We start from the raw sequence: 1,068 nt of genomic DNA, 5'->3' as shown, positions 1-1,068 counted from the left end.
CAGCTCGATCAGCTCGCTGTCCACGTCGACTTCGACCGGCATCAACTCGCTGTCGACCGGCCTCAGCTCGACCGATAGCTCGGTGGCTTCGCTGTCGACCTCCACGTCGACCGGCCTCTCGTCGGCTAACAGCTCGATCAGCTCGCTTTCCACGTCGACTTCGACCGGCATCAACTCGCTGTCGACCGGCCTCAGCTCGACCGACAGCTCGGTGGCATCGCTGTCGACTTCCACGTCGACTGGCCTCTCGTCGGCGAATAGCTCGATCAGCTCGCTGTCCACGTCGACCTCGACCGGCATCAACTCGCTGTCCACCGGCCTCAGCTCGACCGACAGCTCGGTCGCTTCGCTGTCGACTTCCACGTCGACCGGTCTCTCGTCGGCTAACAGCTCGATCAGCTCGCTGTCCACGTCGACCTCGACCGGCATCAACTCGCTGTCCACCGGCCTCAGCTCGACCGACAGCTCGGTGGCCTCGCTGTCGACTTCCACGTCGACGGGCCTCTCGTCGGCGAACAGCTCGATCAGCTCGCTGTCCACCTCGACCTCGACCGGCATCAACTCGCTGTCCACCGGCCTCAGCTCGACCGATAGCACGGTCGCTTCACTCTCGACTTCCACGTCGACCGGCCTCTCGTCGGCGAACAGCTCCATCAGCTCGCTGTCCACCTCGACTTCGACCGGCATCAACTCACTGTCCACGGGCCTCAGCTCGACTGATAGCTCGGTGGCCTCGCTGTCGACCTCCACGTCGACGGGCCTGTCGTCGGCTAATAGCTCGATCTCGTCGCTGTCCACCTCGACTTCGACCGGCATCAACTCGCTGTCGACCGGCCTGAGCTCGACCGACAGCTCGGTCGCCTCGCTGTCGACCTCCACGTCGACGGGCCTGTCGTCGGCTAATAGCTCGATCTCGTCGCTGTCGACGTCGACTTCGACCGGCATCAACTCGTTGTCCACGGGCCTGAGCACAACCGACAGCACGGTGGCCTCGCTCTCGACTTCGACCTCGACGGGTATCAGCTCGCTGTCGACCGGCCTGAGCTCGACCGATAGCACGGTGGCCTC

Annotated in this window: 1 protein-coding gene; it reads right to left on the bottom strand. The window is 64.3% G+C overall.

Annotated features, from left to right (window positions below; all coding sequences use genetic code 11):
- The coding region (locus ACV22W_RS33515) for a hypothetical protein (protein WP_448023816.1) at positions 1 to 1,068 on the bottom strand (1,068 nt) is incomplete at both ends.

It is taken from the genome of Burkholderia sp. AW49-1, from assembly GCF_053427845.1.
The sequence above is the reverse complement of the archived record's forward strand: the minus strand, read 5'-3'. Positions and strand labels throughout refer to the sequence as shown.